At 39.4% G+C, this 25,894-nt stretch carries 22 protein-coding genes and 1 riboswitch; of the genes, 11 read left to right on the forward strand and 11 right to left on the reverse strand.

The window, feature by feature from the left end:
* Window positions 1–366: 366 nt before the first annotated feature.
* Window positions 367–849: a PH domain-containing protein gene (locus tag MKY45_RS20990; protein ID WP_042529332.1), complete on the forward strand. Its 483-nt coding sequence runs from the start codon at window positions 367–369 to the stop codon at window positions 847–849.
* Window positions 839–2,302, forward strand: coding sequence for a PH domain-containing protein (locus tag MKY45_RS20995; protein WP_052484870.1), 1,464 nt, complete (start codon window positions 839–841; stop codon window positions 2,300–2,302). The genes MKY45_RS20990 and MKY45_RS20995 overlap by 11 nt, the downstream gene beginning before the upstream one ends.
* 65 nt (window positions 2,303–2,367) lie before the next feature.
* On the opposite strand, the gene MKY45_RS21000 is transcribed toward MKY45_RS20995, so the two are convergent.
* The 3 genes from MKY45_RS21000 to megL form a co-directional block, all read right to left on the reverse strand.
* Window positions 2,368–2,883 carry an acyl-CoA thioesterase gene (locus tag MKY45_RS21000; RefSeq protein ID WP_042529327.1) on the reverse strand — a complete coding sequence of 172 codons (516 nt, stop codon included), beginning with the start codon at window positions 2,881–2,883 and terminating at the stop codon, window positions 2,368–2,370.
* A gap of 29 nt (window positions 2,884–2,912) precedes the next feature.
* Window positions 2,913–4,352 (reverse strand): cardiolipin synthase, encoded by a 1,440-nt coding sequence (cls, locus tag MKY45_RS21005; RefSeq protein WP_042529325.1) that lies wholly within the window; start codon window positions 4,350–4,352, stop codon window positions 2,913–2,915.
* A gap of 186 nt (window positions 4,353–4,538) precedes the next feature.
* A complete protein-coding gene (gene megL / locus MKY45_RS21010) occupies window positions 4,539–5,717 on the reverse strand; it encodes a methionine gamma-lyase (protein WP_341173377.1) in 1,179 nt (392 codons plus the stop codon).
* A 249-nt stretch (window positions 5,718–5,966) separates the two neighbouring features.
* Here megL and rarD point away from each other — a divergent pair, with 249 nt between their 5' ends.
* From rarD to MKY45_RS21030, 4 genes are all read left to right on the forward strand, one after another.
* Window positions 5,967–6,878 carry an EamA family transporter RarD gene (gene rarD / locus MKY45_RS21015; protein ID WP_042529321.1) on the forward strand — a complete coding sequence of 304 codons (912 nt, stop codon included), beginning with the start codon at window positions 5,967–5,969 and terminating at the stop codon, window positions 6,876–6,878.
* Window positions 6,879–7,074: 196 nt separating this feature from the next.
* A riboswitch (SAM riboswitch) is annotated at window positions 7,075–7,173 on the forward strand.
* Between the two features lie 93 nt (window positions 7,174–7,266).
* Complete coding sequence (locus tag MKY45_RS21020; RefSeq protein WP_042529319.1) at window positions 7,267–8,925, forward strand: O-acetylhomoserine aminocarboxypropyltransferase/cysteine synthase family protein; 1,659 nt, start codon at window positions 7,267–7,269, stop codon at window positions 8,923–8,925.
* A 372-nt stretch (window positions 8,926–9,297) separates the two neighbouring features.
* A complete protein-coding gene (locus MKY45_RS21025; RefSeq protein WP_244882322.1) occupies window positions 9,298–10,197 on the forward strand; it encodes an SGNH/GDSL hydrolase family protein in 900 nt (299 codons plus the stop codon).
* Window positions 10,198–10,214: 17 nt separating this feature from the next.
* Entirely contained in the window at window positions 10,215–10,874 is a 660-nt protein-coding gene (locus MKY45_RS21030; protein ID WP_042529315.1) for a YpmS family protein, read from the forward strand.
* 63 nt (window positions 10,875–10,937) lie between these two features.
* Here the strand turns inward: MKY45_RS21030 and MKY45_RS21035 are convergent, their stop codons facing one another.
* Entirely contained in the window at window positions 10,938–11,516 is a 579-nt protein-coding gene (locus MKY45_RS21035; protein WP_042529313.1) for a hypothetical protein, read from the reverse strand.
* A 689-nt stretch (window positions 11,517–12,205) separates the two neighbouring features.
* Between MKY45_RS21035 and MKY45_RS21040 the strand changes: the two genes are divergently transcribed.
* Window positions 12,206–13,831, forward strand: a complete 1,626-nt coding sequence (locus MKY45_RS21040) for an ABC-F family ATP-binding cassette domain-containing protein (RefSeq protein ID WP_042529311.1) — start codon at window positions 12,206–12,208, stop codon at window positions 13,829–13,831.
* 264 nt (window positions 13,832–14,095) lie between these two features.
* Here the strand turns inward: MKY45_RS21040 and MKY45_RS21045 are convergent, their stop codons facing one another.
* The gene (locus MKY45_RS21045; protein ID WP_256705240.1) at window positions 14,096–15,244 is read right to left on the reverse strand and encodes a DUF418 domain-containing protein; all 1,149 of its coding nucleotides are present in this window, start codon (window positions 15,242–15,244) and stop codon (window positions 14,096–14,098) included.
* Between the two features lie 205 nt (window positions 15,245–15,449).
* Here MKY45_RS21045 and MKY45_RS21050 point away from each other — a divergent pair, with 205 nt between their 5' ends.
* Window positions 15,450–16,037, forward strand: a complete 588-nt coding sequence (locus tag MKY45_RS21050) for a TetR/AcrR family transcriptional regulator (RefSeq protein WP_256705241.1) — start codon at window positions 15,450–15,452, stop codon at window positions 16,035–16,037.
* A 154-nt stretch (window positions 16,038–16,191) separates the two neighbouring features.
* Here MKY45_RS21050 and MKY45_RS21055 read toward each other — a convergent pair whose 3' ends face one another.
* Complete coding sequence (locus tag MKY45_RS21055) at window positions 16,192–17,142, reverse strand: L-threonine 3-dehydrogenase (protein WP_256705242.1); 951 nt, start codon at window positions 17,140–17,142, stop codon at window positions 16,192–16,194.
* Window positions 17,143–17,615: 473 nt separating this feature from the next.
* Window positions 17,616–18,806: a glycine C-acetyltransferase gene (locus tag MKY45_RS21060; protein WP_193064778.1), complete on the reverse strand. Its 1,191-nt coding sequence runs from the start codon at window positions 18,804–18,806 to the stop codon at window positions 17,616–17,618.
* A gap of 317 nt (window positions 18,807–19,123) precedes the next feature.
* Between MKY45_RS21060 and MKY45_RS21065 the strand changes: the two genes are divergently transcribed.
* On the forward strand, window positions 19,124–19,261 hold the full coding sequence (locus MKY45_RS21065; RefSeq protein WP_175296993.1) for a hypothetical protein: 138 nt from the start codon (window positions 19,124–19,126) through the stop codon (window positions 19,259–19,261).
* A gap of 467 nt (window positions 19,262–19,728) precedes the next feature.
* On the opposite strand, the gene MKY45_RS21070 is transcribed toward MKY45_RS21065, so the two are convergent.
* Together MKY45_RS21070 and MKY45_RS21075 are read right to left on the reverse strand one after the other, a co-directional pair.
* Entirely contained in the window at window positions 19,729–20,595 is an 867-nt protein-coding gene (locus MKY45_RS21070; RefSeq protein WP_256705243.1) for a 3D domain-containing protein, read from the reverse strand.
* 257 nt (window positions 20,596–20,852) lie between these two features.
* A complete protein-coding gene (locus tag MKY45_RS21075; RefSeq protein ID WP_256705244.1) occupies window positions 20,853–21,734 on the reverse strand; it encodes a DUF1002 domain-containing protein in 882 nt (293 codons plus the stop codon).
* Window positions 21,735–22,713: 979 nt separating this feature from the next.
* Here MKY45_RS21075 and MKY45_RS21080 point away from each other — a divergent pair.
* Complete coding sequence (locus MKY45_RS21080) at window positions 22,714–23,922, forward strand: MFS transporter (RefSeq protein WP_256706343.1); 1,209 nt, start codon at window positions 22,714–22,716, stop codon at window positions 23,920–23,922.
* A 76-nt stretch (window positions 23,923–23,998) separates the two neighbouring features.
* Window positions 23,999–24,244, forward strand: a complete 246-nt coding sequence (locus MKY45_RS21085; RefSeq protein ID WP_042529296.1) for a YuzB family protein — start codon at window positions 23,999–24,001, stop codon at window positions 24,242–24,244.
* A 44-nt stretch (window positions 24,245–24,288) separates the two neighbouring features.
* On the opposite strand, the gene MKY45_RS21090 is transcribed toward MKY45_RS21085, so the two are convergent.
* Complete coding sequence (locus tag MKY45_RS21090) at window positions 24,289–25,458, reverse strand: iron-containing alcohol dehydrogenase (protein ID WP_256705245.1); 1,170 nt, start codon at window positions 25,456–25,458, stop codon at window positions 24,289–24,291.
* An 11-nt stretch (window positions 25,459–25,469) separates the two neighbouring features.
* A complete protein-coding gene (locus MKY45_RS21095; RefSeq protein WP_042529292.1) occupies window positions 25,470–25,847 on the reverse strand; it encodes a RidA family protein in 378 nt (125 codons plus the stop codon).
* Window positions 25,848–25,894 lie beyond the last annotated feature (47 nt).

The raw sequence follows: 25,894 nt of genomic DNA on the forward strand, positions 1-25,894 counted from the left end.
CTACCCGCGGGGCATAAGTGCGACTTTGCTTCTGTCTGCGCCTGTCGGTTTGCCAATCAGCAAGTCTTCTCTAAAGGAAATGAGCTTGGGGCCTACGGGAAGGGAAGTGTATTTCTGGGGTCTAAGATTACTCACCCCATGAGATCCGTTGGAGCGGCTATATTCAGCATTTTTTTATGCTTTCTTATTTCTTTAAAAAATCCAAATGTATGATGAATCTTTATCCTATATTTCTCCTAATGATTTTATGGATAGACGGCGGTTCACTGATATATTTGGATTTTCTTAAGCTATTCTTAAATTTTTTTCTAAACCTCCCCATCTGTTGTATGATAGAAGCAGTCAAAAAACAAGGAGTGGAAATGCATGCGGGAACAGCCTAATGTAAAAATTGCTACAGATGCTATCAAAGCATGGCAGCTTACAGCACATATATATGCACTCATCTTTTTATTGATAACCATTGGAGCAATTGTTGTGTATATTATTTTCGATTTTCTGCCGCTCTGGATTGTTTTCATCATTGCCGGTCTTACCGTGGCGGAATGGATCATCACCGCTTTGATTATTCCAAAATTAAGATGGCGCAGATGGCGTTATCAGGTCTACGATCAGGAGATTTACATACAACATGGGATTCTTATAGTAACGCGGACAATTGTACCAATGATTCGTGTCCAGCATGTCGATACACAGCAAGGGCCCGTCTTGAAAAAATATAAGCTGGCCACCCTGGAAATATCAACGGCAGCGACAACACATCAGATACCTGCTTTATTAGAAGAGGAAGCATATGATTTACGCGATCAAATTTCTGAATTAGCAAGGGTGGAGCAAGATGATGTCTAATCCGAAACGACTGCACCCCGCTGCAGTAATATTTAATATTATTCAATCATTGAAACAATCTATCATTGGGCTTTTACCTATTGCTATTGTCATTATCAGAAACAGTAATACCTTTTATCTGATAATCGGTTTGCTTGTAATCATCGGATTAATTATTTTATTCAGCTTTTTATCATGGCTTCGTTTCACCTATCAATTAGAGGAAGACCAGTTACGTATCGAACGCGGAATTCTCATTCGTAAAAAACGCACGATTTCCAAGCATCGGATTCAGTCTATTGATTTATCACAGAATGTTATTCACCGCATCTTCGGGTTAACCAAAGTAGCCATTGAAACTGCAGGGAATGACTCCTCTACAGATGCCGCGCTGTCTGCGGTCCGTATGGAGGACGGGCGCATGCTGCATGATGAATTAAAATACAAGAAACACGTACCGGAAACCGGGGAGCTGGAAACCGAGGTATCAGATAACGAACAGCAGGAGCAGGATGAAGCTCACCTCCCTAAACGGACAATAACAATTCAAGCCCTGTTGATTACCGGCTCCACCTCAGCAAGCTTCGGAATTTTAATCGGGCTCTTCGGGGTTGCCTTTTCTCAGGTTGAAACTTTGATTCCAGACCAATTTTACGATGATGCGACACGCTGGCTTCTGTCTCTCGGCATGCAAATTATCATTATTTTAGCGATTATCGTTCTCATCTTTCTATGGTTATTAAGTATTCTATATACGGTGATTAAAGATTGGAATTTTACCATTACCCGTTATGAAAAAGAACTATTTATTACCAGAGGGTTATTAGAGAAAAAACAAACAACCATTCCATTAAAAAGAATACAGGCAGTGGGGATGAAGGAATCCCCTATTCATCAACTATTTGGCTTTGCCAGACCTTATGTTGAAATTGCAAGCGGAGAGATAAATAGCAGTCAGGAAGTAAATACGATTATTTTCCCGCTGCTCCGCAAGAAAGAATTTGCAGCTTTTCTAAGTGAATTTTTACCGGAGTATAGCTATCGTACGGAGAATCTGATTCATCCGCCGAAAAAAGCCTTACCTTATTATCTATGGCGGTCCATCAATCTTCCGTTATTAGCTGTTATCATTACAGGTATTTTCTTCGTATCCTATATCTGGATACCTGCAATTATTATGCTGGTCCTCGGGATAATGGGGTTTGCTGTATTCAAATCCATCGGCTATGCGATTGATGAACAGCAGATAACGATTCAGACACGAACAATCAGCAAGGATACTGCGATTATTCCGCATCGAAGGATCCAGGCCTTGCAGCAGAAACAGCATCTGCTTCACCGAAAGCAGTCCCTTGCAACGCTGGACATGGCTATTTTAAATAAAGGCGCAGGACGCCATTTTGTCATTAAAGAGCTGCGAACAGCGGATAGTTATTCAATTGCTGACTGGTATTCTTATCGGGAAAAAGTGTAATACAATATATAAAAAGCCGGTTAAAATCATATGTTGTGATTTTAACCGGCTTTTTACGATCTATCTTATTTTTCTGTTCCATAGACGGTTCCAAAGGTTTCTGCAAGCTGCTTAGATTGCTTTCTCCGCTCCGCACGGCGGTTGGCACGCAGCGGTGCACTTTCATGAAGCATCTTTTCATCGTCGGTTTCCGGATAAACGGATGGCACTTTAATCGGTTTGCCCGCTTCATCAATCGCTACAAACGTCATAAACGCTGTTGTACATGCTGTTCTTTCCCCGGTCCGGATATCTTCGGTGATTGCCCGGATAAATACCTCCATGGAGGTGTGATGTGTCCAGGTCACAAATGCTTCAATCGAAATATATTGGCCAACTTTTACAGGCGCTAAGAAATCTACAGAATCCGTAGAAGCTGTTACCACCGGGCTATTTGCATGCTTTACTGCTGCAATCGCACCGATATCATCAAGATGCGCCATTAATTTTCCGCCAAATAACGTATCATATTGATTCGTATCCGGCGGAAGGATATGTGTTGTTTTTAAAGCTAATGATGCGGAACAAGGTTTTGCTTTCATTTATATTGCCTCCTGCTGTCTAGTTTGTCTTATAAAACTGGTGATATTAAACGCGAGACGGATTCCTTAAAACGAATTCCGATAGAACGTTTGTCATATAACTTTTTCGTCATTTGTGTAGAATGCGCCAAATCTTTGTCGAAATCGACCATCAGCCGACGCACAACTTCAATATCATATAAAAATGCATTGACCTCAAAATTGAGCCGAAAGCTTCTTACATCAATATTTGCCGTACCGACAGAAGCTATTCTTCCATCGACAATAATGGTTTTAGCATGCAGAAATCCATTCTGGTAAATAAAAATCTCTGCACCGGCGCCAAGCAGATCCCCGCAATAATACATGGTTGCCCAGTAAACAAAGGGATGGTCCGGTTTATTGGGAATCATAATTTTGACATCTACTCCGGATAGCACGGCAATACGCAGTGCATCACGCAAGCTTTCATCTGGTATAAAATAAGGTGTCTGAATATAGATATACTCTTCTGCTTCCATGATCATCTTAATATATCCGTTTTTGATTTGCTCATACTCCGAATCGGGTCCGCTGGAGACAATCTGCATCCCTATATTCCCTCCAGAGATGGTTTGAAAATGCTCTTCTTCGTAAGGAATTTTCTGCTTCGAGGCCTGATTCCAATCCAATACAAAGCGTGTCTGCATACTTTGCACTGCATCACCTATCACCCGCAAATGAGTATCACGCCAATAACCAAATTTGCTTTTCATTCCCAGGTATTCATCTCCAACATTAAAACCGCCAATGTATCCGATTTCTCCATCAATAATCGTGAGCTTGCGATGATTCCGGTAATTGATTTTAAAATTAATAATAAATTTCGATGGGAAAAATGCTTCTACCAGAACGCCCGCTTCTTTTAATTTTTTTATGTAGCTTTTCTTAAGTGACCTGGAGCCCATATCATCATACAAAAGCCGGACGCATACCCCCTCTTTTGCTTTTCTTATTAATGCATTCGCAAGCCTGCTCCCTAGCCCGTCACTCCGCATAATATAATATTGTACATGAATATGATGCTTTGCCCGATTGATATCTTCTAAAAGAGCCTCAAATTTTTCATGTCCATCTGTAAAAATATCTACGCCATTATTATCTGTATAAACAGCATTGTCATTACGGAGATGAAGATAGACTAAATCCTGATGTTTTTTTAAATCGTCATGATTTAACAGGAAAGCGTCATCCTCAATGGCATTGATTTGTTTTTGTACAGCCTTCTTCACATCCATCCGGCTCCGCTGATCCCATTTGAATATCCGGCGATTACTGATGGGCCGTCCAAAAATTAAATAAAGAATAAATCCTAAAATAGGGATGAACAGCAATACCATTACCCATGCCCATGAAGAGGTCGGATCCTTCCTTTCCAGAAAAATAATGGATATAGCTAACGCAATATTTATAACAAAAATTAATCCAATTATGATTGAGTAAACGCCCATATATCCTGCTCCCATCACTTCTTTTCCAATAAAAAAGGGAATTCTGCTCTTATCATAGCACAAAACGAAACTTCATTCAGCGTGAAAGGGTTAATGAAGTTTCGTTTTACCCATAGCTTGCGTATCTGCTATTTCTTCTATATAAAACGTTCTTTTTCCGGCAAATAACTGAATCCCCTATTTTAATTATGTCAGCGCCTGCTCCAAGTCCTCCCAAATATCCTGCCATGCCTCTATTCCGACAGATAACCGAATCAGAGCGTCTGTTATTCCCATTTTCCGGCGTTGTTCATCAGGAATCACAGCATGTGTCATGGTTGCCGGATGCTGAATCAATGTTTCTGTATCTCCAAGACTGACAGCGATGTTTATAAATTGAAGTTTATTCAGAAAAGTCTGCGCTTCTTTCTTTCCGCCGTCTATCTCAAAAGATAAGGTGCCTCCGCCAGATTTCATTTGTTTTTTCATAATTGAATAGCCTTCCGCATCCAGATCACCCGGATAAAATACATGCTTAATCTTTGGATGCTGCTTTAGTTTTTCTGTAATTTGCAGGGCATTATCCGAATGTTTATCCATTCGGAGCGGCAATGTCTTCATTCCGCGAACAACCAGCCAGGCATCAAACGGCGAAAGCACACCGCCAATATCCTTTTGCGTCGTTGCTGCGATTTGCTCCATTAATTCGTGATTTCCTGCGGCGATGCCCGCAATCACATCACCATGACCGCTTAAATATTTTGTCGCGCTATGCACTACCACATCTGCCCCCAATTCCAACGGACGCTGCAGGTACGGTGTAGAAAATGTATTATCCACCACAACTAAAATATTATGCCGCTTAGCAATATCAATCACTAATTTCAAATCAATTACTTCCATTGTCGGGTTAATCGGCGTCTCAATATAAAATACCTTTGTTTCTGGCCTGATTTTTCCCTCTATACTTTCCGCATCTGTCATAGCTATATAATCTGTCTGGATATTATATTTTTTATCCATCATCGACAACAGTCCAAAGGTACAGCCGTATAGTCCGGACGAGCAAATAATATGGTCATTTGCTTTGGTGAGTGCAATCAAAACGGCAGATATGGCAGCCATCCCCGAGGCAAATGCCAGTCCTTTTTCAGCCTTTTCCAATGCGGCCAGCTTTTGTTCCAGTATTTGCACGGTCGGATTACTGACACGCGTATAGACATGTCCTTCTTCCTCTCCGGCAAAACGTGCCTCCCCCTGCTCCGCTGTGTCAAAGGTAAATGTAGATGTTTGAAAAATGGGCGGTGTTAAACTGCCAAGCAGCTCTTTGGAATCGTACCCTTCGTGAATCATTGCTGTTTCCATATGTTTAAACTTTTTGCTCATTTATATTCTCCCCGATCCTGATAAAGGTAATAATTCAGATAAGTCTCTCTCTTTATGATAAAGTATTCCTGTGCTGTTGGAAATGTTTCCGGCTCAAAAAAATATCTAATATTTCGTACAAAGAAAACAAAGCTCCCGCTCCATGAAGCTTCGTTTTACGGAATACATTATTTAAAAGTTATTGCTTCCTGCCTCATAAAGTTTTAATATTGGTTTTAGTTTAATTTTTTCAGAAGGCAGGAATGGATAATGGAGGATAAATCTTTACAACAGGGAGCGGTTATTACCTTTGCTGCTTATTTATTATGGGGAATCTTTCCAATCTATTGGAAGTTTCTTGAACATGTTCCAGCTGGCGAAGTACTAGCCCACCGGATTGTCTGGAGCTTAATTTTCATGATTTTTTTAGTACTGGTGACAGGTAATTGGCGTGAACTGATTGAAACGGTCCACGAGCTGAAAAAAGATAAAAAGAAAACCATCGCTATCATTACAGCTTCCATCGTTATATCTATTAACTGGTTTCTATTTATTTTTTCGGTTCAGCATGGACATGTGCTGCAGGCCAGCTTAGGGTACTATATCAATCCTTTGATCAGCATTTTATTAGCGGTATTTGTATTGAAAGAAAAGACAACGAAAGGACAGGTCTTATCGTTCATCCTTGCCGGTATCGGCGTACTTTATTTAACACTGAGCTATGGTGTGTTCCCTTGGATTTCGCTGTTATTGGCCATCACCTTTGGCTTTTATGGATTGATTAAAAAAACACTCCATCTGCATGCAATGTATGGACTTACTATTGAAACACTTGTAGTGGCTCCGATTGCTCTATTGTATTTACTATTTGTTCCGTCAGAAGGATCTTTTACTTTTTCTCCTTTGTTTACATCGGACAATCTTTTACTTATAGGCGCGGGGGGTGTTACAGCAATACCTTTACTGCTGTTTGCTGCAGGGGCCAAACGGATTCCATTGGCAATGGTTGGCTTTTTACAATATGTGGCACCGACAATTATGTTCTTTCTGGGGGTATTTCTATATAATGAAACCTTTACGGTACATCATATGATTACCTTTGCTTTGATTTGGGCTGCACTTATTATCTATATGGCCAGTATTTACCGGGATGCACCGCGGAGAAAAAGAAGAAAGGCATAGTTTTCAGCCAGTAACGGCCCGGTTCGTCCAAAGGCCTTTAGGTCATACTTTTGTGATAATTCCTTCAGTAAGGATGAAAGAAATCCCCGCTGAAGGAAGATTCACTTTATTTCATCTATTAATCCCTAGTAAAACACTTGACTTTTAACCTGTAAAACTATATACTCGCAAGTAATTTCAAAATATTTAGCAGAATCTCTTATGAAGAGCGGCGGAGGGAATAGGCCCTGTGAAGCCCGGCAACTTGAACATTCAGGTGCTCCATCCTACAGATATATCATCTGAAAGATAAGAGAGGGTTCTAAGTCAGTTATCAGAGCTCTCTTCATTATAGAAGAGAGCTTTTTTCAGGTAAAAGAGTGTTTTCAATAAAAAGGGAGGAAATACAATGTCAAACTATCCAGTACAGCAAGACGAAACGATTTTGTTACACGGGGGGCAGGTTCCAGACCCGACAACCGGAGCACGTGCTGTTCCAATCTATCAAACAACCTCTTATGTTTTTCGTGATACAGAGCATGCACAAAACTTATTTGGATTAGCAGAGCCAGGTAATATCTATACTCGAATTATGAATCCGACGGTAGATACATTTGAGCAGCGGATTGCACAATTAGAAGACGGAGTCGGTGCTTTAGGTCTAGCTTCCGGGATGGCAGCTATTACGATGGCGATTTTAAATATCACCCGTGCCGGTGATGAGATTATCGCGGACAGCAATCTATATGGCGGGACGTATAACTTATTTGCCAACACGCTCCCCCGTTATGGAATCAATGTAAAATTTGTAGATGGAACTGACCCGGATGCTATTGAGGCTGCAATTACAGATAAAACAAAAGCAATTTTTGGAGAAATCATCACTAATCCAAGTTTATATGTTTTTGATGTCGAAACGGTGGCTGATATTGCTCATAATCATCGCATTCCTTTAATTATTGATAATACATTTGCCCCTTATTTTGCCAAGCCGTTAACCTGGGGTGCGGATATTGTGGTTCACTCCGCCACGAAATGGATTGGCGGACACGGCACAACCATCGGCGGTGTCGTTGTCGACAGCGGCAGATTTGATTGGAATAATGATAAATTCCCTGATTTTATCGAGCCGGATGAGAGCTATAATGGCTTAAAATATGCGGATTTAGGTCCTGCTGCATTCATTACCAAGCTGCGCGTCCAATTATTACGTGACATCGGACCTGCGCTTAGTCCGCAAAATGCCTTTTTATTACTGCAAGGCCTGGAAACTTTACACTTACGCATCAGGAAGCATAGCGAAAATGCAGAAAAAATAGCAGCTTACCTGGAAAATCACCCTGCTGTAGAATGGATCAACTACCCGGGGCTGGAATCACATCCCTCCCATCAGCTTGCTAAAAAATACTTAAAGGGCGGTTTTGGGTCAGTTATTACATTTGGTATTGAAGGCGGACGAGAAGCAGGCCGTACTCTAATCGATAATGTGCAGCTCTGGTCTCATGTCGCCAATGTGGGGGATGCCAAATCGCTTATTATCCACCCTGCTTCTACAACCCATCAGCAATTGACAGATGAGGACTTGGCAAAAAGCGGTACAACGGAAGAATTGGTCCGTTTATCCATTGGTTTAGAGTCATTTGACGATATTGTAGCTGACTTGGATCAGGCCATTGATAAAGCAACAGGAAAATCACAGGGCAATCAAAAATCAGCCGAGGAAATAGCAGTGCAAAATTTACTTCAATCCCCATTTGACCGCAGCGAAGGTGTCCGCAAAAAGCGGATTATTACTGTCGGCATCGCGGACGAAGAAATTGTTCCTCTCTATAAATTAGGCTATGAGGTAATTCCTGCGGCAGATATCGATGAAGTGACAACAGATATATTAACAGGAGCTGATGCAATATGGCTGCAGGAAGGTAAACAGACACCAGAAGAAAACGCAGCTTATCAGGGCACGATTTTATTCACAGCTTCTGCTCCTGAAGTATCATCTGAAGTGTTTATTCTTTCGACCGTTCAGCCGGCGCAATTTGCTCTTGAATTACGCAGCTCCGGACGTTAAATACAAAAACAACATCCTTCCCCGCCTTTCTTTTATAGAACATTTCCATGTTTTATTGTTAAGAAAGGCGGGTAATTTTATCATGGAGAAAAACAACACTCCCACTGATTGATGTTTCGTTTTATGTTATACTATAATGTGGTTACGTCTTCTAGCTTAAAAATTAGAAGGCGTTTTTCATTTAATCTGTTTAGTATTGATTATCCTTGATTAAAATAAGACTATAAGAAGACGCATATATTCTATGAAACTTTACCAATCCATTTTGCAAATACACATATAACAAATTTAATTTCCTTTTCGTATTCTTAGGTAATTTTATTTGTTCCAACATAAACTAGAAGAAAAGAACACGTAGGTGTGATGATGAAAATGACGAAAAAGAAATGGTTTATTCTCATTAGCTCCACTCTGATTACCGCTATTGCTGTTTTTGCAATTTTACAGCTGCCCTATTTTCAATTAAACTCGGAACAACGGGAAAAAGAAGAAGCATTAAGAGAACAAATTACGCCTGAAGAAACAGAAAATGAGGAAGAAACACCCGAAGAGAGCGAAGAGGTTATGGGGGACGTTGAAGAGCAGGAAAATACTCCAATCGCTGTCGACGAAGATTTAGAAAATACATTTGAATTTGCTTCGGAGGAAGATGTAGATATTGTGGCACTCGGAGACTCCCTGACGCAAGGGGTAGGGGACGATACAGATCAGGGAGGGTATGTCGGGATATTAGACAGAACACTCCAGGTTCTTGATACCAACGTTCATTTTCAAAATTTCGGAAAGCGCGGAAACCGAACGGACCAGCTGCTTCACCGTCTGGAGGAAGAACCTGCATTAGCTGAGGCTTTAGAAGAAGCAGATATGATTATCATAACCATCGGTGCGAATGATATTATGCAAGTACTGAAGGAAAATATCATGGATTTAGAGATCAGCTATTTCAATGAAGAACAAACATCCTATGAAGAACGATTACATGAGATATTTGATACGATCCGTTCCCTTAATGAGGATGCTTCTATTTATCTATTAGGTATATTTAATCCTTTTAAAAATTATTTTGAGGATATCCCGGAATTGGATCAAATCGTTCTGAATTGGAATGATATCGGAAGAGAAATTGTCAGCGAAAATGAAAACAGCACTTTTGTTCCAATTGATGATTTATTTGATGACGATGCTGCAGACTTATTTGCAGAAGATAATTTCCACCCTAATTATGACGGATATTATTTAATGGCTGAACGTATTCTGGAATATTTTAATTAAGTTGGGATGAAAACATAATGAGAATAAAGAACAGACAAATAAAAATCAATAATAAATGGAGGGCCGGGTTTTTCGGTCTCCTCATCTTTAACGGCCTTATCCTGCTGGTTCTGCTGGTACTTATTTTTTGGCCGGTTTCCAATAATGCATTCCCTCCAAATACCATGATAGACGAGCAGGAAAGCTCTGAGTTTTATATTCAGACAACCAAGCAAAACTTAAATAATCTAGTCAATGCTTATATTGAAAAATTACTGGAGGGAACAGAGCATCATTACCGTATTTTGCTTGAAGATGATGTGCATCTGATGGGAGAACTGCCTGTTTTCTCCTCTACGGTGCCTTTATCCGTCCGTTTTGAACCGATTGAACAGGCAAATGGGGACCTTATCCTACAGCAAAAGTCGATATCCGTTGGACTGTTAGAGCTGCCGAACAAAAAAATCATGGAATATATGGATCGCTTTTTGCCAATGCCTGAATGGGTAACTATTGATCCAGACAGCCAGGAAATTTATGTAGCTGTTACTGATATGGAATTACAGGGGAATTTCGATGTTGCTGTACACCATATGGACTTAGAAGCAAATAATATTACCATGAAACTTGTCGTCCCTTATGAAACTCTTGGCATTCAAGATGTCAGCATGGACGCGATGCAGGACTTGTTTGAATGAAACCCAAAAAAGCACAGCGCCTCCAGTGAGACGCTGTGCTTTTTAGATGCCTTATCATGACATTTATAAATTAGAAATATAAGATAATGATGGCTGTTCTGTCAGTGATAACGAATCTATGTCTTTATAATGTAATAATACCCCTTCATAGATAAGCTTTAAATTAGGAGCACTCCGAATATCCTCTGGTGTTGTAAAATAAGGATCTTTTGTCAGCGGAAGGCTCGTTACATTTTGTAAAATGGTTGCCACAAACTGTGAGCAAAAAAAGGCTGTCTGCCGTGTAATTTTTATTTTCATCATAACCCCGAACAGACCGATAAAATTATAACGGTATTTCTCTTTATCAATCTCTATATGCTGAATAAAGGTTTTAATATATTCATATTCTTTTTCAGTGACTTTAAGCTCGTAAATTTCACACCTGGACTGATTTAAGTACGGCGAGAAAATATCCTCCTTCACAAAGCCGCCGATAAATGGGTTATTAGGCTGTTTTCTCCCAAAGCTATAAACTTCTGTTAATTCTCTATCTAAAGCTATAGAAACATGGTTTAAAGGCTCATGGGTATACAGATGAATTAATCGTGACAGATAGCTTCCTGTATCGGTAAACAGCAAATAAACCGACTTGCTTTTCATCTACGTGTTCCCCCTCTTTGGACATACCCCTTTTTATTAATATATACAAAAGCTTTTTAATATACAACAGCTGATACAAAAAATTAGGTAAACTAGTAAACCTAACGTTTTTCAGCAAAATTGCTTTTTTCAAATCACTGCATCCTTCATTAATGAGGAAATGTCGTGTTCATTTTTTTCTCTTCTATATAAATTGTTCTTCTACCATTTATTTACGTATTACATTTAAAAAAAGTTTCATTGGCTGTTCTAAATCGGCATGATTTTTTCTTAATATGCTTTCGATACGCCTTGTACTTTTTCATCGCAGCATCAGATTCCTTTCGGTCGCTTGCTTTCATCTATCGATATTTCTTCAGCATGTTCTTATTTCCTAGTATATGAAAATAATCTGAATTGGCATCCCGCTTGTGTACCATTTTTTGCTGGCATTCACACCTCTTTGCTTCCCAACCCGGTTTTAGAGGATAATGAATAACATATTTCCTTAACTTACTTTGATGATACCTGTTATTTTACCTTCCTGTAATAACCCAGCGTCATATTTTTGACTAAGCCTTCCGGTCTATTTCTCTGCTCACCTTAAATTATAGGATACGACATCAATTATTTAACCGTCTTATCTTGCATTGTTATCTCAAATAACGTAAGCTTATTCTGATAACGATTTTTTGGAGGCAATATAAAATATGTTAACAGTAACTAATGTTAGTTTACGATATGGTGATAAGAAGCTTTTTGAAGATGTTAATTTAAAATTCACCCCTGGAAATTGCTATGGTGTGATTGGAGCAAATGGTGCAGGGAAATCTACTTTCCTGAAAATTCTCTCAGGTGAAATCGAGCCGCAATCCGGTAATGTATCACTGACACCCGGACAGCGTCTGACAGTTTTAAAACAGGATCACTATGCTTACGAAGAGCACCCTGTTTTAGAGACTGTCTTGATGGGCCATGAGCGTTTATATAATGTAAAGCAGGAGAAAGATGCAATTTATATGAAAGCAGACTTCAGCGAAGAAGATGGCATTCGTGCTGCTGAGCTGGAAGGTGAATTTGCAGAAATGAACGGATGGGAAGCAGAGTCCGATGCTGCCGTGCTTCTGAAAGGACTTGGTGTAGAAGAATCTGTTCATGATTTAAAAATGGCTGAGATTCCTGAAGAACAAAAGGTAAAAGTATTACTTGCGCAAGCCTTATTCGGCAATCCGGATATTCTTCTTCTGGATGAGCCGACAAACGGATTAGACATTCAGGCAATTCAATGGCTGGAAGAATTTTTGATTCAATTTGAAAATACGGTTATCGTTGTATCCCACGACCGTCACTTTTTAAATAAAGTATGTACGCAAATTGCAGATGTCGATTATGGGAAAATTCAACTTTACGTTGGAAACTATGATTTCTGGTACGAGTCCAGCCAGCTTGCATCCCGTATGGCTCAAGAATCTAATAAGAAAAAAGAAGAGAAAATTAAAGAGTTAAAAGAATTTATCGCCCGTTTTAGTGCGAACGCTTCGAAGTCGAAGCAGGCAACGTCACGTAAGAAAATGCTTGATAATATTACGCTGGACGATATTAAGCCGTCATCTAGAAAATATCCATATATCGCCTTTACCCCAGAGCGTGAAATTGGAAATGATTTATTACAAGTAAAAGATTTATCTAAAACGATTAATGGTGTGAAAGTACTGGATAAGATTAACTTCACACTAAATCCAAATGATAAAGTAGCGCTTGTTGGCAAGGATGATATTGCCAATACCACGCTATTGCAGATTATTGCCGGAGAATTAGAGCCGGACGAAGGTTCTTACAAATGGGGAATCACGACTTCCCAGTCCTATTTCCCGAAAGATAATTCCGAGTTCTTTGACGGTGTAAACTTATCGTTAGTGGATTGGCTGCGTCAATACTCTCCGGAGGACGAAACAGAAACATTTCTGCGCGGTTTCTTAGGTAGAATGTTATTTTCCGGAGAAGAAGCGAAGAAAAAAGCAAATGTACTGTCCGGAGGCGAAAAGGTCCGCTGTATGCTTTCTAAAATGATGCTTTCCGAAGCGAATGTGCTTATTTTGGATGAGCCGACAAACCACCTTGACCTTGAATCCATTCAAGCATTAAATAATGGGCTTGTTAAATTCAAAGGATCTCTTGTCTTTACATCACATGACCATGAATTTATCAACAGTATCGCAAATCGTATTATGGAGATTACTCCGAATGGCATCGTGGATAAAGAAATGGCTTATGATGAATATGTACAGGATAAAAAGCTGCAAAAGCAAGTGAATGAAATGTATACAACGGCATAAATAGAAGCTTGTTATAAGAAACATTAGAAAAGAAACTGCTGCACAATCGATTACATGATTGTGCAGCAGTTTCTTTCTCTTTAGTACATATAAAAGCTGTTATTAGTAAATAACCTCTTATTTTAGAGTTAGAATTTATATATTTTTCCACTGCGTTATCCTAAGTAATTCAGGGAGTTAGCGCCCCTGCGTTTAAAGAGTCAACCCATTGCCTCATGTAAACTTTTAGTTATGCTTTGAAATTTGATTGTATAATGGATCACTTTATTTTTTAAATGGAGAATATGATAATTTTCTCCACAAGTATTCCAACGGACCTGTACCTAAATACTTCATAAAAAGTTCAGCAGTTATCATCATCACTATTGTAATAAGAATCCAATAAACAATTACAGTATAAGCGGAAGACATCGGAGCCACCCCTGCCCCCCAGCCATAAAAGATAATTGATGCCACTATATTTTGTAATATATAACAGCTTAATGCAGTTTTTCCTATAGATTCAAATCGATTAATCAGCCATGGAGCTATTTTTATTTTCAGTACCCAAGCGAATAAGCCAATATAGCCTAATGCCAAAATCGGAGCAAATACATACCGGGAGGCAATATCAAAATATCCGCCCGGTACTAACGTAAGTAAATTTAATGGTATTCCAATACCGAGACCATATATCATTAATTTTTTTCGGAGACGCTGCCCATTTTCGTTATTTGAAAATGCACCTGCACGAAATAACCGAATCCCTAAAATATACAAGGTGATATTCATAAAGATTATTAGAATAGCCTCTACCCTTAACCCCCAAAAGTCTCGGATTCTAAATTGTACTTGTTGCCAATAACTCTGATTGGAGTATAAATTACTTGTTTCTTGAGACATTCTCGCCATTTCATTTAGAAATGACGCTTCTTTTATTAAGAAGAACCATGCTATCGACAGCAGCATTACGCCCGTGAGATGAATAATTGCTGATACTATCATCGTTTTCTTCATCATTTCTTCACGATAACGAATAATGAAGGCAACGATCATTCCTGTAATTGCATAACTCATTAGAATGTCGTATTCAAACACAAAAATAAAATGTAATAAACCATCTAAAAACAGCAGAAACATCGTCCATAAATACAGGCGAATCCACGGAAGACCTTCTCTTGCAGCTTTACGATATTTCAACTCCAAACCAATTCCGAACATAATAGTCAATAAGCTTAAAAATTTACCATTAACAAATACAGATAGGAAAGCTTGCAGAAAAGACTCTAAGCTTTCCCACCAATTTGCATTTGAAAAAACAGTCATAATATTCCCCGGCTGAGCAAACAACCAGATATTCGTTCCTAACGTGCCGATAATCGCAAAGCCTCTTAACACATCTAATAATCTTATTCGATTTTCCTGCCCCTTCATCCCATCTGCCCCTTCGCTGTCTAAAGCTTTTTTGGTTGTTCTAAAATTCATTCCATCGTTTGACTTGAGTATTTAGCTAAGCAAACTTTTTTAGTTCAATTGAGCTAAAAAGATTTTATCATAGCTACAAACGAACGCGCAATTTTAATAACTCAATTGAGCGAAAAAATTTTGTTTTTCTCTTTTTATCTGATACAATTATTCTATGCCAAAAAAAGTTGATCATAGCAAACGTCGGGAACAAATAGCAAAATCTACATGGGAAATTATATCTCAAAAGGGGATTGAACATGCAACGACACGAAAAATAGCAAAAGAAACCGGAATTTCTCAATCCACTCTCAGGTACTATTTTCCTACTCGTAAAGAACTTCTTAAATTTGCAATGGAATTATTAAAAGAAAACGTGGGGGTTAGGATTAAAAAAATTATGGAGAAAGATCTGCCAGTTTTAGAAAAATTGGTTCAGCTTCTTATGGAGATAACTCCTTATAATGACATTTCAAGAAAGGAAATGGAGGTTTGGTTTGCCTTTATTACTCATGGTCGAAAAGAGGATGGATTTGATCTCAATTACGATGATGTTTTAAAAGTTATTGAATTAGTTTTAACGACTTTAGAAGAAAATGACTTATTGAAAAAAAATATTTCTAGAGATATTGAATTAGAGAAATTGTATAGTTTACTCGATGGGCTGGCTATCCATGCATTATTTAATCCAGAACGCTATACCCCGTCTTACATCCGTAGTATTATTGAAAACCACCTTATGTCCATGGTCGTCATCGATTAACCTGGACATAAGGCGGTTTTTTTAATTATACTGAGATACTTCCTTTACAGCAGTCAAAAAATAGTAAAAAGGCTTCTGATATAAAAGAAGTAGTTTAAATGTTTGAAATATAAGTGCGTCTTTTTACTTGAAAGCCTGGAATCATTTTGTCCTGTTATGCACTATTCTTCTTTATTTTCTCACGAACTTTCTCCAGCATATCCACCGTCATTGCGTCCATATCATATGCTGCTTCAAAATCCCATTCTTCTTTCGCAGCATCTGCATTAATCGAATCCGGCCAGCTCTCTGCAATTCCTTGTCTGACCGGGTCTACCTGATAATCCATTGTAAAATCAGGAATGTGCTTGCGAATTGCTTCTTCAAAATGCTCCGGCGCAGCAGACATCGCAGTTATATTGAAGGCATTGCGATGCTTTAAGCGATCGGAATCTGCTTCCATCAGTTGAATAATTGCTTGTAAAGCATCTGGCATATACATCATATCCATACGCGTTCCTTTTTCTATATAAGAGGTATATGCTCCTGTCCGAAGTGCTTCATAATACACCTCCACCGCGTAGTCTGTCGTGCCGCCTCCTGGAGAAGTTACATAGGAAATTAAACCAGGAAAACGAACACCCCTGGTATCCACCCCAAATCTGGAATAATAGTAATCACAAAGAATTTCTCCTGCTACTTTATTCACCCCATACATCGTCGTCGGACGCTGCAGCGTATCCTGCGGGGTATTATTTTTCGGTGTACTTGGTCCAAAAGCTCCGATTGAGCTTGGTGTGAAAAATTTTAAATCTAATTCCTTCGCAGCTTCCAGTGCATTTACCAGTCCGCCCATATTAATTTCCCAGGCGACTTTTGGAAAAGCCTCTGCCTTCGCAGATAAAAGTGCAGCTAAATGAATAATCGTATCCACCTTGTATTTTTTGGAAATCTCGTAAATTTCCTTTTCCTTTGTCACATCGATTTCTTCAAATATTCCTGATGGCTGCTCCGGTCTCCGGATATCGGAAGCAATGACATTATCCTCGCCGTATGTACTACGAAGCTTCTCCGTTAATTCTGATCCGATTTGGCCTAATGCACCGGTCACTAAAATTTTTTTCATCTCGGAAAACCTCCATTGAGAGGATGTTCAAAAAAGCTGTTGGAAAGATGCTCCGCTCTTCTATCAACCTTTTGAACATGCGCTCTTATTTTTAAATATATAAATTGAAATAAATAGCTACCGCTACAACGGGTTTCATGGGGTGAGTAATCGCAACCCCAGAAAACACTACGCTTTCCGCGGGCCCCGAGCTCATCTCCTTTAAAGAAGACTTGCTGATTGGCAAGCCGACAGGTGCAGACAGAAGCATAGTCGCACTTATGCCCCGCGCCTTCCCACAACGGACAAGACGTCCTAGTGTCGGTCGTTGGTCACAGGACGTGACTGTTCTTAGTCGACCAGGAGTCTCCGTGTTTTTCTTCTGGGACTGGGACTGCGGTTACTCGCCCCACCAAAAACCGTCGCTAGTTACCGTTTTCAATCATTATTTCGTCATTTTATAAGAAAAATAAAGTGTAATTTATTACTTCAATTTATATAAGTTTTAATTCCTTACCGATTTTTTCATAAATGCCAATAGCTCGATCCAGCATTTCTTTCGTATGCGCAGCTGTCGGCATATTACGAACCCGCCCGGTCCCCCTCGGCACTGTCGGAAACACGATTGCTTTCGCATAAACGCCCTCTTCATACAGTCTTTTACTAAATGTCTGCGCTTGTTTTTCATCACCGATAATACAAGGTGTGATTGGTGTTTCGCTGTCGCCAATATCAAAACCAAGCTTTTTCAAGCCTTCTTTCAAGTAATTCCCATTCTCCCAGAGCTTTTCATTCAGTTCTGTACTCTCCATGAGCATTTCAATTGCTCTTGTGCTTGCAGCTGCATCTGCTGGAGATACCGCTGTAGAAAATAAGAATGGACGGGAACGGACTTTCAACCAATCGATTAATGATTGTTTCCCTGCAACATAACCGCCGATAACACCAATTGCTTTCGACAGCGTACCCATTTGAAAATCTACTTTATCCTGCAACCCAAAATGCTTTACTGTTCCTGCACCGTCACCAGTTACTCCTGAGCCATGCGCATCATCTACATAGGTAATCAAATCAAATTCTTCAGCGATTTCCACTATCTCCGGAAGCTTCGCGATATCTCCATCCATGGAGAATACGCCATCCGTAATTACCATCACTTTATTATATGTCCCTGATTCTGTCGCTTCCTTCGCTTTCGCACGTAAATCCGCCATATCTGAATGCTCAAATCGAATAATCTTCGCCTTCGATAAGCGACAGCCGTCAATAATAGAGGCGTGGTTTAAAGAATCCGATAGAATCGCATCATTTTTATCCATTACAGCCGAAATCGCTGCCATATTACAGTTAAATCCAGATTGATAAGCGATAGCTGCTTCTGTTCCTTTAAATGCAGCAATTCTCTTTTCCAATTCGATATGCAAGTCAAGCGTTCCATTAATCGTGCGGACAGCGCCAGCGCCGGCACCATGGGAATCCACAGCTTGCTTGGCTGCATCTTTTAATTCATGGTGCGTCGCAAGCCCTAAGTAATTATTAGAAGAAAGATTGATTAATGTTTCTCCTTTGATTGTAATTTCCGGGCCATTTGCACCTTCTACAGTATCAATTTCGTTATAGAGACCATTTTCCTTTAAATCATTTATATTTGATTCCAAAAAATGATCTAATTTTCGGCTTGTCATACCCTATTTTCCTCCTTTAAAGCATTGTAAAATGTAACTTTGCACCGCATGGGTCTACGGACAACTCTTTGTCAAAAATGTAATCCCTTTCAAGTATAACATATAAATAACCCAATCCAGTTATTCACAGAATTAGCGAATATATATGAAAATTAATGTTTTTCCTGCTAGCCAATTTGACCATATTGTCCTATACTAAGAGAGTTGAATATTATTAAAAAGGATGTTCAAAAAGTCTCTTAAAAAATGATGCTTCGATAGAGTGAACTTTTTTTGAACACATACTTTAAATATATGATGGAGGGTTGAAAAGAAACATGCGAAAAGTTCTACTTACTTTGTTTATTTTTGTCATTGCTGCAGTAGGAGCTTTAGGCTATTCAAGTGCTCATAACGATAGTAATGAAGAAATTGAACAAAGCCCGGCTGCCACTTCTACCGAATTTCAGAATTAAAGAGGATATTCCAAGGATTTGATAAAGATAACACTGCCGGCTTTCTGGGGTGTAAAATATATCAGCAAATGTTTATTCGTCTTTTTAAAATGTAAAGAAAAAATCAGATGATCGTTGATAATAGATGAAACGCATGTATATCAGAAAAACTCTGCGTGATAACTACGAGATACGGACAGCTAAATATCATGACTTCATGGGACTTCATGGGGTCTCATGCTTATATAATCAAAAGTATGATGCTTTTTTTATGGCTTTTCACCAAAATCTATGGGTAACATAGTAGATATAAATTTGCTGTAAGCGGCCGCTACGGAAATACACTACGCTTGGTAATTGCTATTATCATATTTAATTATATTTTCCAACCATAGATTTTGGTGTTGACCCTTTTTTATTATATTTATTTTCTCAACTAAAAAAATAGCTTAAGAGTTTTATAGACTCTTAAGCTATTTTTATATGATTTATTCAACGATTGTTACGTTAACTTGTTGTCTTCCAAAGTTTACTGCTTCGTCTTGGGATGGTACGTGAAGGTCAATTTTGTTTCCATTGATTGCACCGCCAGTATCAGCAGCAGTTGCATAGCCATAACCTTCTACATAAACTTCACTTCCCAATGGAATAACATTTGGGTCTACTGCAATTACTTTCGCATTAGGATCTTGATTTAGATCTACACCAGTTGCAGTTACTCCGGAACATCCATTACAATCTGCTGTATATGCAGTCGCTTCTACAGAAATTGTTTCGCCTTGTGGAGAACCATTATCTGAAGATTGTTCTTCTGATTCAGAAGCAGCTGCTTCTTCATTAGAAGTTTGCTCTACAGCAGGTTCGCTTTCCTCTGCAGCCGGCTCTTCAGCTGCCTCTTCTTCTACCGCTGGCTCCTCAGCTGGTTCTTCTGCAGCTTCTTCCTCTACTGCTGGTTGCTCTGCTACAGCTTCTTCAGCTGTTCCATTTATTGATAATTCATTACCGATTACGATAATATCTGATGAAAGGTTATTCCATTCTTTAATATCGCTGACAGATACATTGAATTCTTTAGCAATAGCTGAAAGGGTGTCCCCTTTTTCTACTGTGTATACTGTTTCTTCTCCATCTTCACCAGATTCACTTACCTTAATAACATCTTTCGGGTGAATTACCTCTGATTTAAGATCATTTATATCAAGTAAGTTTTGCACGCTTGTATCATATTGAGCTGCAATCTTCCATAAGCTCTCTCCTGATTCTACCTTGTGTTCATTTGCGTCAGCGGAAACTGTTGTTGCAGCTGTACCGGTTATAATAATTCCAGCAGATAATGCTGCTACGAGTTTTCTCATCTGATAACCTCCTTATGTTTTTTCACAATGACTATCCTATCACAGGAATCAGAAGAATACAGTTACAGAAGGGTTAAGTGTAAATTACAATGATTACATATGCCCTGTTTACTATTACATTTGTAACATATTTGTTATAGAAGAGCGGTAAAGCGTATGCATTATGACAAACCCACGTCAAAGGCTCGTTTCTGTAATATAAAAAAAGAGCCCTCTATGATTAGAGAGCTCTTCGTCAACTGCTTGCCAGTATTCAATTAGCTGCTGAAAAAGTTTGCAATGGAACGGAAGATATCACTAAAGAAGTTCGCCACTCTCTCCCAAAATCCCCTGTCTAAACCTAAATCCTCTGCTCTTTCGACAAGGTCATTTGTAATACTCTCGAGTTGATCTCTCATTTCTCCAAAATCAATTTCTAAATCCCTCATTCGATTTACTAAATCAATAAGCATCTGCCTGTCGGCGTCATTCAGCTGAATGTCCAGATTGTTAAGCTGCTCATTAACGATTTGTTCTACTTCTTCTCTGGTTACTGGATTCTGTTCAGCAATCATTTTTTTGATTTCTGTTAAAAGTGTACTTACGTCTTCATCACTAATATCTTCATTATCTGCTAAATCAGTTGCTACTTCTAGCTCATCGTTAGCTAATTCCATTCGTTCCGGATCTAATTCTACTCCTTCTACATCATAGGCTTTGTATATTCCTGTCAATGCAGAATGACCAGATACCCTGACTGGAGAAACAACATCTACCGTCGCATTTTCCGCTCCGGCTGTTAACAGTGCGTTCATATACATTTCTCTGGTTACTTCCGTAATATTATCGGGTGTTAATATATTCACTTCCAGGCCGGAACCGCTTGACTCCAGCGTAATTCCTGCAGAAGAATACATATTTGCATCTGGATTTCCATTTATAAAATCAGCATAATCTTGTCCTGTAACGTCATGTTCTTCATATGTGTCATCATCTGAGATTTCCAAAGCCTCCCGAACTTCCGCCCGCTGACTGTCACTGAGTTTTTCCCCATAGATAATCGTCGTATTAGAAGCTGCTGAAACTGGCAATAGGATACTAAAAAATAATATGCAGCTTAGTGCCAGGTATTTCAGCACGGATACTACCTTTTTATTCATTCTGTTTACTCCTTTTCTTCGTAAGCGTTTTTTAACTCCTACGTTTGATATTTATGATGAGCAACTATCGTCATCTATTATAACCCGAAGCAAAAATGTTTACATGTTTTTAAAACATTAATTTCATCTGCCGGCTAAATACAATCTGCAGAAAAAAACATGCTGCCAGCCCCCGGGCCTTCTAACAGTTGATTTATTTCTATAGGAAAAGCTTGGAACTATATTTTATCATATAGGATTACTGTCTATGTATCCTTGCTGATTCCCTGTCTTTTTTATGATAAAACGTTTTTTTATGACGTTAACTCAACTTTCGCACTTAAGAATAAGCATATATATCTTGTATTCCAGGATGAACTTGTTTTCGATTACCACGCTTGCTTTTGGGTTACATATTCGGCCTTTTTGGAATTGATGATGTTGCGTAGCTCCGCTCCGGCCAACCACCCCGCTTTTCGCTGCAGCGGTGCTTTACACTTCACCTTCTATTCTTTGTCAAGGGAATTATCGAAGGAACGGTCAGCCCCTGTTTCTATGGAAATGAAGTTACTTTTTAATGTGCGAAAATGGAGACATTAAAATAAATCCTTTTTGTAAGCAGATACCTTTTCATTTAGTTCGTGTTAGTGTATATTTGGAGTAGCGAAATAAATGTAGGATTATTTATTGGAAATTCGGCACTCCTTTTTTTAAGATTGCAGGAATTCCACAGATGGTGATAGCGTAATGCATTTATGCAACTTAAACGGACGGCTGCAGATTGTTTTAGAGAAGGTATGGGTCATTGCACTTATGCCTTTTTCATATGTACTAAAGACGCTTATCCCATTTCAAAACGAAAATGCATACAGCAAATTCGATTTCCCCTGCTGTATGCTTGAATCAATAAGTGTACATGAATCTGCAGTTCTTACAATGTCAGAAAGAAGGTTTGAACGTTATTAATACACACCCAGGAGTAAAACGTAACTTAGTGATTATGTGGTTTGCTAATTTCTTTATTAGCGGAAGCATGACAATGGTTGTGCCTTTTATTTCCTTATACATTCAGTCCATGGGAAACTTTTCTGCGTCTTATGTGCAGACATGGTCTGGATTGACCTTTGCCGTTACTTTCATCAGTGCATTTATCTTTGCCCCGATTTGGGGAAGAGTCGGCGACCGCTTCGGCAGGAAACGTTTAATGGTGATGTCTGCATTAGGAATCGGAATTTCCGTATTTTTAATGGGATTCGTCACAGCCGTATGGCAGTTATTTCTCTTGCGCTTTTTAATGGGAATCGTAACAGGATTTATTCCAATGTCTCAGGCGTTTATCGCAACCCAGACGCCTAAAGAAGTTGCCGGGAAAGTATTAGGCACCCTGCAGACCGGAACCATCACCGGTTCTTTGATGGGACCCTTATTAGGTGGGGCGCTGGCAGATGCATTTGGGTATTCCAGCACCTTTAAGTGGGTAGCGATCACTATCTTTATCTCCGGATTGCTCGTTATATTTGGAGTGAAAGAAATGAAGGTGACCTTTTCAAAAGAAGAGGATACAAAGAATTACTCCAGAAAAGAAGTATTGCAGTATATCCTGCGTAAACCAATCTTATTGATTGTTTTATTGATGTCAGCACTTGTACAGATTGCTCACTTCAGCGTTCAGCCGATTTTATCATTATTCGTTGAAGAAATTCATGGTCCGGTCAACCTCGCATTCTTTGCAGGAATTGCCTTCTCCGCCACAGGGGTAGGCAATCTGTTGATGACCAGACGCTGGGGAATGATCGGAGATAAGCACGGCTATACGAAAATATTAATTATCATGCTGTTTGTTTCCGGCTTGGTCTATTTGCCGGGTATGTTCATTACGAGTATTTGGCAATTAGTCATTATGCGATTCTTACTCGGTTTGTTCCTTGGTGGAGTTATCCCAATCCGTGTGGCTTATATCCGGAAAGAAGCACCGCTGTCTACACAAGGAGAAGTACTTGGCTACGATACAAGTTTACGCTTTTTCGGAAACATTATCGGTCCCATGCTTGGCGGTACCATCGCTGCAACCTGGGGATTCTCTTCCGTCTTTTTAACAACCGGCCTGCTGCTTATTCTTTGCGGCTTTATCATGCTTGTTGTCTGGTTACGTTATGAACATGAACCGAATACAAAGCATTCTCATTCGCACACTTTCTCATCCAGATAAAAATATTGATTTGTTTCTATAATTATGCTAAAACTAACAAAGTAGCGTTAATTATTATAGAAAGAAAGTGATAGCAATGGGTATCGTTGTCGTAGAAATATGTGACGGAAATGCCATCACTACTATAGATATTGAATCCATCTTAGAGAAAGAATTCCCTGAGGTAGCGGTTCTTATGAATGAATGCCTGTCGTTTTGCGGACTTTGTGCCGTTCGACCGTACGCATTAGTAAATAATAAGCGTGTGTTTGGCAAGACACCGGAAGAATGTCTTGATAAAATACGTTTGCAAATTAAAGAAGAGCTTGCAGTTTATGAATAACTGCAAGCTCTTCTTTGTATAGTCAGACATGATTTCCCGGGAAATTACAGACTTTCTTTAAAAATCTCCAGAGAATCCTTCTTCGTTAAAGCACGATAGTTGCCGAATGTCGGGTTTGCCACCACGGTTTTCTCCGCCATTTCTTCAAGCGTGGACTCGTCTATATCATAATCTGTCAAACTGGATGGCGCACCAAGTTCATTCCAAAATTCACGCAGTTTGTCAATTCCTTCTAAGGCAACTACTTTATCTGATTTCCCTATGGTATCTACGTCAAAGACCCGGACAGCAAGCTGCTTAAAGCGATGTACATTATTCTCATCCAGTACATGCCGCATCCAATTCGGGAATAGGATAGCTAAACCGCCGCCATGCGGAATATCGTGGACAGCAGAAACCGCATGCTCTAAATTATGCGTTGCCCAATCACCCCGATAACCTAAATTCAGCATATTATTTAAGGCCAGTGTTCCGCCCAGCATTGCTGTAGAGCGATAGGCATAATTTTCAGGGTCTGCTAATAGTTTCGGCCCTACATCAATCAGGGTCAACAGAATACCTTCACACCATCTGTCTTGAATCGGTGTATTTTCTTCATGATGAAAATAATGCTCTAATACATGCGACATCATATCTACCAATCCATAAATGGTTTGATCCCGCGGTACAGAGAAAGTATGCACAGGATCCAGAATAGAAAATTTTGGATAGGTATACGGAGACCCCCATCCATGCTTTTCATTGGTTTCCCAATTGGTAATAACAGAGCCCGAATTCATCTCAGAGCCTGTAGCAGCTAAGGTGAGAATCGTTCCAAATGGCAGTGCACCTGCCGGCTTTTCCTTTTTCGTCACTACATCCCACATATCTGCATCCGTTACGGCGCCGACAGCGATTGCTTTGGAGCAGTCAATAGTGCTGCCTCCACCGATAGCCAAGATAAAATCAATTCTCTGTTCGCGGCAAATACGTACACCTTTCCGTACTGTAGAAATACGCGGGTTAGGTTCTACACCAGAAAGCTCAAACACCTCCGCATTGATTTTTTTCAATTCTTCCAATACACGATTATAGATGCCATTTCGTTTAATACTTCCTCCGCCATATACAATCAGAATACGGCTTCCGTAAGGCTGAATTTCGCCAGCCAGCTTTTCGATTTGTCCTTTTCCAAAGATAAGTTTCGTTGGATTGTGATAGATAAAATTCTCCATATAATCACTCCTTATGCTTTACGGTATGCTACAATATCCATTTCTACAAGAACGTCTTTCGGAAGACGGCTCACTTCCACACAAGCACGTGCCGGATATGGCTCAGACAACGCTGCTCCATAAATTTCATTCACTGTCGCAAAATCCTCCATGGAATTTAAGAAAATCGTAAATTTCACTGCGTTTGCAAAGCTTAACCCCGCTTCATCTAAAATAGCCTGTAAATTTGCTAATACTTGCTTCGTCTGCGCTTCAATTCCTTCTACGACATCCCCTGTTGCCGGATCAATCGGAATTTGTCCGGAAATATAAAGAAAATCTCCTGCTTCGATTGCTTGAGAGTATGGTCCAATTGCTGCTGGTGCATTATTTGTCTGAATAGCTTTCATAAAAAATCATCCTCCGCCTTGTTTTTTTAGTATCCGCTGTTGTCATA

The organism is Oceanobacillus sp. FSL K6-0251, from assembly GCF_038004725.1.
GTDB classification, from domain to species: Bacteria; Bacillota; Bacilli; order Bacillales; family Amphibacillaceae; genus Oceanobacillus; species Oceanobacillus oncorhynchi.